This is a genomic window from Mesorhizobium sp. ZC-5 (assembly GCF_025753855.1).
Lineage (GTDB): Bacteria > Pseudomonadota > Alphaproteobacteria > Rhizobiales > Rhizobiaceae > Neomesorhizobium.
This window is the reverse complement of the sequence record NZ_JAOWPT010000030.1, coordinates 1-7,771: the sequence shown is the minus strand read 5'-3', so window position 1 is coordinate 7,771 and position 7,771 is coordinate 1. Positions and strand designations below refer to the sequence as shown.

Sequence of the window (7,771 nt, the reverse complement as noted above, 5' to 3'; positions counted from 1 at the left end):
GCACGCTCAGGCCGCAGCCGTGTGGCCAATAGGTGTTGCGGTCCAAGTGATTGAGCACTTGCTGGGGTGACAAGGTGGGCATGGCTATATCGCTTTCATAGCTTGAATGGACTGCTTGCCTCAGATCGCACTGGATACCGATGTCCAAGCTCGCTCCCCCGAGCCGTGACCACAATTCGAGGCCTCGATGGCGATTACGCTTCTATAAACGTGGCTTGTTCGCATCGCTATCTCCACACTACAAAGAACGCATTCCCACACGGTAAGGATAGCTGCCCTGCGTGAGCTTCGCCGCTGCCTCGGCAATCGACGCTGCGTCGATGCCGTAGTGACGATAGAGGTCGGCGACGGTCCCGGTCTGGCCAAAATGTTCGACACCAAGACTTGTTGTGCGGTGGCCGCATACGCTGCCCAACCACGAGAGCGTGGCGGGATGCCCATCAATGACAGTGATGATTCGGCAATGCAGCGGCAGAGTACCGAGGAGGCGTTCTACATGACTGATCGCGGCGGGGTTTCTGCGGGCCCGCGCACGTTGTGCCGCCTGCCATCCGGCATTGAGCCGGTCGGTCGATGTGATCGACAGGACTCCGATATCGCGCCTTAGATCGCAAAGCATTCCTGCTGCAGCAATCGCCTCGGTGCCGACCGTCCCCTGATAGGCAATAACAAGGTCAGCGTTCGGCCCAGGTTCCTTCAGCCAGGTTCCCCCGTCGATCACCTCTTGGGCGAAATGTGGGTTTGGTTTGCGGCCCGGCTGCTCAATCTGACGGGTACTGAGGCGAAGGTAAACCGAGCCGCCGGTTTCGTCGCGCAGCCATGTGCGCTCGTCGGGATCGCCCTCCCCGTCACGCTGCAGGTAGTCGAAGGCCCACGCCATGATGATTGCGAGTTCGTCCGCGAAGGCCGGCTCAAAGCTCGCCAGCCCGTCCTGGCTCATGCCGATCAGCGGCTGAGCGATCGACTGATGCGCACCGCCCTCACTTGAAAGCGAAACGCCAGACGGCGTGCCGACGACGATGAAGCGGGCATCCTGGTAGCACGCATAGTTCAATGCATCGAGGCCGCGCGACACGAAGGGATCGTAGAGCGTACCGATCGGCAGCAGCCGCTCGCCGAACAGGGAATGGGAAAGCCCGGCCGCGCCCAACAACAGGAACAGATTCATCTCCGCGATGCCAAGCTCGATGTGCTGGCCCTTAGGCGAGAAATCCCATTTCTGCGCGCTCGGGATGCGCTGGTCGCGGAAGACGTCAGCGAGCTCCCGACGCGCGAACAGACGGCGGCGATTGACCCACGGCCCTAGATTGGTCGAAACCGTCACGTCCGGCGAGGTCGTGACAATGCGGGCGGCGAGTTCGCTGTCGGACTTGCCGATTGCGTCGAGAATACGGCCGAAGGCGGCCTGGGTCGAAATCGGCTCCCGCACCGCGGCCGGGCTGACGGCAACGGTCTGCGGCACCTCGATGCGGTCCGCCTGGTGGCGTCGGCGACCCATGGCAAAGAACGGTACGGAGTCGAGGAAAGCTTGCATCTCGGCGGCCGAGCCGCCCAGCCCCTCGAACCGCTCCCATTCGTGGCCCGGCCGTACCTTCATTTGTTCCTGAAACGCCTGCATCTGCGCAGAGGTCATTAGCCCGGAATGATTGTCCTTGTGGCCGGCGAGCGGCGTACCATAACCCTTTACGGTGTAGGCGATGAAGACGGTCGGACGGTCGTGGTTGATCCCGTTGAAAGTTTCGCTCAGCGTCTCGAGACAGTGCCCGCCGAGATTGTTCATTAGCACCGACAGTTCTTCATCGGAGCGCCGATCGATCAGAGCACTTACATTACCTTGGTCGCCAAGATCGTCGAGAAGACGCTTGCGCCAGGCGCCGCCGCCCTGGAACAACAGCGCCGAATAGAGCTGATTCGAGCAGGCGTCGATCCATTCCCTGAGCGCCTTTCCGCCGGGCTCTTCGAAGGCAGCACGCTGCAATGCGCCATATTTGAGCGTAACGACATCCCAGCCGAATGCTCTGAACACCATCTCTATTCGATCGCAGAGACCCTCGCGCACCACCCCGTCGAGGCTCTGGCGGTTGTAGTCGATGATCCACCAACAATTGCGCAGGTCGTGCTTCCAGCCTTCTTGTAGCGCCTCGTAGACATTACCCTCGTCCAGTTCGGCGTCGCCGACCAGCGCGATCATCCGGCCGGGTTTATCATCGGCGGCGCTCCAGCCTTTGGCGGCGATGTAGTCTTGGATCAATGATGCAAACGGCGTGATCCCGACACCGAGTCCGACGGAGCCCGTCGAGAAATCGACATCGTCCACATCCTTCGTGCGGCTAGGGTATGATTGAGCACCTTGATAGCCGCGGAAGTTCTGCAGCTTCTCAAGTGTCTGATTCCCCATCAGATATTGGATCGCATGAAAGACCGGTGATGCGTGAGGCTTGACAGCGACGCGATCCTGCGGCCGCAAGACATCAAAATATAGCGCAGTCATTATCGACACCATCGAGGCCGAAGATGCCTGGTGGCCGCCAACCTTGACGCCGTCCACTTTCTCGCGCCGGTTCGCCTGATCGATCATCCAGCAGGCGAGCCAGAGAGTCTTCCTTTCCAGTCGCAGGAGCGTTTTGAGGTCACGGGTTGCCTTGGTCATTTCACGGTTTCTCTCACTGCGGTCCTGGCAATTTACCGCGCCTTTCGCGATATTTCCTTGCTATTCCCCCTGCGCCTGGACAACTTTTCGCCAGAAACTGCCACAACTGGATCGGAATGCAGATGACATCTGCCAAGTTGGATTCGATGGACCGCAAGATGCTGCGTCAATTGCAGGCCAATGCCCGATTGACCAACCAAGAGCTAAGCGAAAAGGTGGGCCTGAGCCCATCCCCATGCCTACGACGCCTGCGCCGATTGGAATCCGAGGGGATCATCACGGGCTACTCCGCGATACTCGACGAGGAAAAACTGGGTCTGCCAGTCGCGATTTTCATGTCTGTGAAATTGGAGCGCCAGATCGATTCCGCACTCGTCGCCTTCGAAACCGAGATCATGAAGCATCCTGAAGTTATCGACTGTTGGCTAATGACGGGCGACAACGACTATCTCCTTCGAGTTTTGACATCCGGGTTGAAAGAGTATGAGACATTTCTGACAGGGACGCTGACTAAGATTCCCGGAATCGCCTCCATCCAGTCTTCGGTTTCGCTCAGGCGTGTAAAATCTTCGGCATCGGGCATCGTGTAGCGCATGCATGTCCCACAGCATTGCGACACCGTTCGCTGATCAAGGCAGGAGAGCAAAGCCCTCTGAGCTAAAAGGGTTGAAGACCCATTGTTGATTTCCGCCCCTCTATGAAGCGGCCCAATCTCAGAACCGTCTGGCGGTAGATTGTTGCCAGTAATGCGGAATTAGGAACTCGCTTCATCTCTCGTTGGCGGCAGGGATACTCATCTCTGAACCTTGGGAAGTAGCGCTCCGGAGCAGGCAACAAGGTTCCGGCCCCCGGTCGTCTGTTATGCACCGTCAGGATTTGAACTGATACGGTTAGAGGTCCTTGGATAAGCCATACCCGGAGGCCCCTGGCAGCGGCGGGTGGTAGATAAGCCGCTTCTATGTTTAACGCTTGACAAAAGACCACGAATTGACATTACGTCAAAGAGCGGTACTCAGCCGGAAGAACGATGGTAAGTTTGGAGGAAAGTAGAAACTGCGCTCACCGAGTGGTCCGATGCCGAACTAAGTACAGCAAACGCGTAGCTATCCGCCGCGACGGTGGGCAAGTTCAAGCAAAAAAAGGGGAACTGAACATGGCAATCTCTCGACGCGATTTGATTAAGGTGGGCCTTGCCACCGGAACGGCTTTGTCGATCCCGTCCGTCCTGCGGGCGCAGATGGCACCAGCCGAGGCCCGAACTGTTCGCATGGTATTCGGCACCGGCCTCACCGTGTTCGACCCGATCTACTCGACGTCTTATGACGCTGGCAATCATGGATTGGCGATTTACGACATGCTGTTCTCTCCAGACTCCAAGTTTGTTCCGCAGCCGCAAATGGTGGGGAAGTGGGGCGTTTCCGAGGACAAGAAGACCTATACGTTCGAGCTCCGGGACGGTCTCGGCTGGCACGACGGCACACCTGTGACTGCAGCGGACTGTGTCGCCTCGATCCGTCGCTGGGCCCAGGTCAATACCGGGGGACAATTACTCATGGAACGAGCCCGTGATATTTCGAAGAAGGACGACAGGACTTTTACGATAGCGCTGAAGGAGCCGCTGGGGCTTCTGATCGATATTCTGGCGAGTGCCGGGACACCGTGCCTGTTTATCATGCGCGAGAAGGATGCAGATCGCCCCGCAACCGTGCAGATAACCGCGAACATCGGATCGGGCCCGTTCAAATTCAATGAAGCGCTCGCAAAGCCAGGCGCAAGTTTCACCTACGACCGCAACGAGAAGTATGTATCACGCAGCGAGTCCCCCGATGGATGGGCGGGCGGGAAAATCGTCAAGGTCGACCGTGTCATCTGGGACACTATATCCGACCAGCAGACAGTTATCGGAGCCCTGCAAGCGGGTGAAGTTGACTTCGTTGAGTCGCCGCCGCTCGATCTACTGTCCGTAATAGAAAGCGATCCCAATCTTGAACTTCAGATCCTCAACAAAGGGGGGTTTGACTGGTACATGCGTCTAAACTTTCTGCAGAAGCCATTCGACAACGTGAAGGCACGCCAAGCCATGCTTCATCTCGTTGATCAGGAGGCTTTCATGCGCGTCATGTCCCCCGATCCAAAATATGGACACACCCTCACTTCGATATTTGGGAACAATTCGTCGTATAGTAACGACGAAAATACTAGCTGGTTCAAGAAAGGCGGTGATCCGGAAAAGGCGAGGCAACTCTTCAAGGAGGCAGGGTATGCTGGCGAGAAGGTTGTTATTCTAGCGCCGACGGACTGGCCGGAAGCCAACAATGCCTCGCAGCTTCTCGCGGGTGCCTTGCGAGAAGTTGGGGTCAATGCCGAACTCGCATCGAGCGACTGGGCTGGGCTCGTCGCGCGCCGGGCAAACAAGGGGCCGGCTGAGGACGGCGGCTGGAGCATTTTCATCACGGGCAGTTCCGCTTACGCCGACACGGATCCAATCAGCAACGTCGCCCTAGCCGCGAATGGCGAGAAGGCCTTTTTCGGTTGGCCGAAGAACGACGAATATGAGGCGCTGCGAGCCAAATGGGCAGATATCGAAACGCTTGAAGAACGCAAAACGCTGGCCCGCGACATGCAGCGGCTCTGGTGGGACTTCGTCGGCTGCGTTATGTTGGGTCAATCGGTCTCGCCAATCGCGCGCCGCAAGACGCTCACAGGCTTCCTCGAGACGCCGAGTCTCGTCCCGATGTGGAATCTGCAGAAAGCCTCAGCCTGATGGTGGCTTACGTTCTTCGCAGAATGGTTTCGACCATCGCCGTCATGGCGATGGTCGGGATCTTTGTTTTCCTACTTCTCAGGCTGGCGCCAGGCGATCCGGCGGCCATGATCGCCGGCAAGTCGGCCACGGCGGAGATGATCGCCGGCATCCGTGAGACGCTAGGGCTAAATGATCCTATGCCAGTTCAGTTCATACGCTGGGTGCGGAATATGCTCGGCGGCGATTTCGGCATCTCGATCTTTTCTGGACGACCGGTTCTTGAACTCATCTCGCAGCGGCTTGGGCCGACCCTTTCCCTGTCGATCCTCACGATGATCCTTTCTGTGTCGGTCGGGGTCTCTTTCGGTATCCTTGCCGCATGGCGAACTGGCGGTCTCGTCGACCGCGTCCTGGCGGCCTTTTCGGCATTTGGTTATTCCGTCCCGGTCTTTGTCATCGGTTATTTTCTTATATACTTCTTCGCTTTCAGGATGCACTGGCTGCCGGTGCAGGGATATGTGACGATCGATGGTGGCATCGGGCCTTGGTTTGTGCACCTGGTCCTGCCCACAGTGGCGCTAAGTCTTGGCTACATTGCATTCATCGCCCGGGTTACGCGGGCGAGCATGCTCGAGGTCCTATCGGAAGACTATATGCGAACGGCCGCTGCCAAGGGCGCTTCGTCCTATGCCATGCTTTTCCACCATGCTCTGAAGAATGCCGGCGTCCCCATTCTGACCGTCATCGGCATAAGCTTCGCCTACATGATCGGCGGGGTTGTCCTCACGGAAACGGTATTCAACATCCCCGGTATCGGTCGTCTGGTCGTCGATGCCATCAACAATCGCGACTATCCCATCATCCAGAGCGTGCTCATCCTGACTTCGGGTCTGTACGTCCTGATCAACCTCACGGTCGATCTGGCCTACACGCTGATCGATCCCCGGATCCGATACTGATATGACGCTCCTCTCCGCACCAGTTGAAGCCGTGCCGATGGGTCGACTCCAGCTGTCCGATCTTCCCCGTCTGGCAAGGCGACACCCGCTGGTCCTGGTCGGCGGCGGCCTGTTGATGCTGTTGATCATTCTGGCGCTCGCTGCCCCGCTTTACGCCGGCGATCCGCTGAGCATGGACCCATTCAAACGGCTCCAACCGCCTTCCGCGGAGTTCTGGTTCGGGAGCGATAATCTGGGCCGGGACGTTTTTGCGCGAACGATCTTCGGCGCCCGGATCTCCCTCCTGGTGGGATTGATGTCGGCGGCATGCGCGGCACTTGCCGGGGCTCTGACCGGTGTCATCGCCGGCTACAGCCGCAGCTTCGACAACGTCGTCATGCGGGTCATGGATGGCCTGATGTCGATCCCGACGATTCTGCTGGCGATCGCGCTCATTTCTCTGACAGGGCCCGGAATAGGCATCCTCATCGTTGCGATCGCGATTCCCGAGACGCCAGCAGTCGCGCGGCTGGTTCGTTCGGTGGTTCTGGGTGTCCGCGAGCGTCCCTATGTGGAGGCCGCGCTCTGCGGCGGTGCGCGCCTGCCGAGGGTACTATGGCGGCACATCCTGCCGAGCACCATTCCGCCGCTTATGGTCCAGGGCGCTACCGTCTGCGCTAGCGCGATCATGACGGAGGCGGGGCTGAGCTTCCTCGGCGTGGGCGTGCCGCCCGAGATTCCGAGCTGGGGCAACATGATCGCCAGTTCGCGCCTGTATCTCGCCATCGCGCCCTTGACGATCTTCGCCCCCGGTATCTGTCTTGCCGTCACAGTCCTTGCCGTCAACCTGCTCGGGGATGGCCTGCGTGACCTGTTCGACCCCCGCGCGAAGCGGAGGCGCTAACATGCAGATGCATCAAACAGCAGGCAACGACGTGCTTCTCGACGTTCGAGACCTTGAGACGCACTTTTACGGCGAGGAAAACGTAACCCGCGCCCTCGGCGGCATCAGCTTCCAGGTGAAAAAAGGCGAGACGCTCGGCGTCGTCGGCGAATCCGGATGCGGGAAGAGCGTCACCGCTCTCTCCATTCTTCGTTTGCTGCCGAAGCTGACCGCCAGGACTGTCGGTGGCGAGGTCCGCTTTCACGGACGCGACATCCTTGAGCTGTCCGATCGGGAGATGCGAAAGATCCGCGGCGACCAGATCGCCATGATCTTCCAGGAGCCGATGACGAGCCTGAACCCCGTCTATACGGTCGGCCACCAGATCGCAGAGGCGGTGCAGATCCACACGAATGCGTCCCGCTCGGTGGCGATGGCGAAGGCCGAAGAGATGCTTCGTCTCGTCCGCATCGCGGACCCCGAGCGCCGCGTCAACAACTATCCTCACGAAATGTCGGGCGGGATGCGCCAGCGCGCCGTGATCGCCATGGCTC

At 59.0% G+C, this 7,771-nt stretch carries 6 protein-coding genes; 5 read left to right on the top strand and 1 reads right to left on the bottom strand.

Annotated elements, in window-relative coordinates; genetic code table 11:
- Positions 1-238: 238 nt before the first annotated feature.
- Entirely contained in the window at positions 239-2,650 is a 2,412-nt protein-coding gene (locus OHD58_RS30205; RefSeq protein WP_263807271.1) for a transketolase, read from the bottom strand.
- Positions 2,651-2,772: 122 nt separating this feature from the next.
- Between OHD58_RS30205 and OHD58_RS30200 the strand changes: the two genes are divergently transcribed.
- From OHD58_RS30200 to OHD58_RS30180, 5 genes are all read left to right on the top strand, one after another.
- Positions 2,773-3,240: an Lrp/AsnC family transcriptional regulator gene (locus OHD58_RS30200; RefSeq protein WP_263807270.1), complete on the top strand. Its 468-nt coding sequence runs from the start codon at positions 2,773-2,775 to the stop codon at positions 3,238-3,240.
- A 563-nt stretch (positions 3,241-3,803) separates the two neighbouring features.
- Positions 3,804-5,414 (top strand): ABC transporter substrate-binding protein, encoded by a 1,611-nt coding sequence (locus OHD58_RS30195; RefSeq protein WP_263807269.1) that lies wholly within the window; start codon positions 3,804-3,806, stop codon positions 5,412-5,414.
- Positions 5,414-6,355 (top strand): ABC transporter permease, encoded by a 942-nt coding sequence (locus OHD58_RS30190; RefSeq protein WP_263807273.1) that lies wholly within the window; start codon positions 5,414-5,416, stop codon positions 6,353-6,355. The genes OHD58_RS30195 and OHD58_RS30190 overlap by 1 nt, the downstream gene beginning before the upstream one ends.
- Before the next feature lies 1 nt (position 6,356).
- A complete protein-coding gene (locus tag OHD58_RS30185; protein WP_263807268.1) occupies positions 6,357-7,238 on the top strand; it encodes an ABC transporter permease in 882 nt (293 codons plus the stop codon).
- A gap of 1 nt (position 7,239) precedes the next feature.
- Positions 7,240-7,771: ABC transporter ATP-binding protein (locus OHD58_RS30180; RefSeq protein WP_263807267.1), on the top strand; the 532-nt coding region annotated here is incomplete at its 3' end.

What these genes read in the sequence shown, in the direction of transcription:
- OHD58_RS30205 (WP_263807271.1), bottom strand. Translation starts at nt 2,650, where the DNA reads ATGACCAAGGCAACCCGTGACCTCAAAACGCTCCTGCGACTGGAAAGG.
- OHD58_RS30200 (WP_263807270.1), top strand. Translation starts at nt 2,773, where the DNA reads ATGACATCTGCCAAGTTGGATTCGATGGACCGCAAGATGCTGCGTCAA.
- OHD58_RS30195 (WP_263807269.1), top strand. Translation starts at nt 3,804, where the DNA reads ATGGCAATCTCTCGACGCGATTTGATTAAGGTGGGCCTTGCCACCGGA.
- OHD58_RS30190 (WP_263807273.1), top strand. Translation starts at nt 5,414, where the DNA reads ATGGTGGCTTACGTTCTTCGCAGAATGGTTTCGACCATCGCCGTCATG.
- OHD58_RS30185 (WP_263807268.1), top strand. Translation starts at nt 6,357, where the DNA reads ATGACGCTCCTCTCCGCACCAGTTGAAGCCGTGCCGATGGGTCGACTC.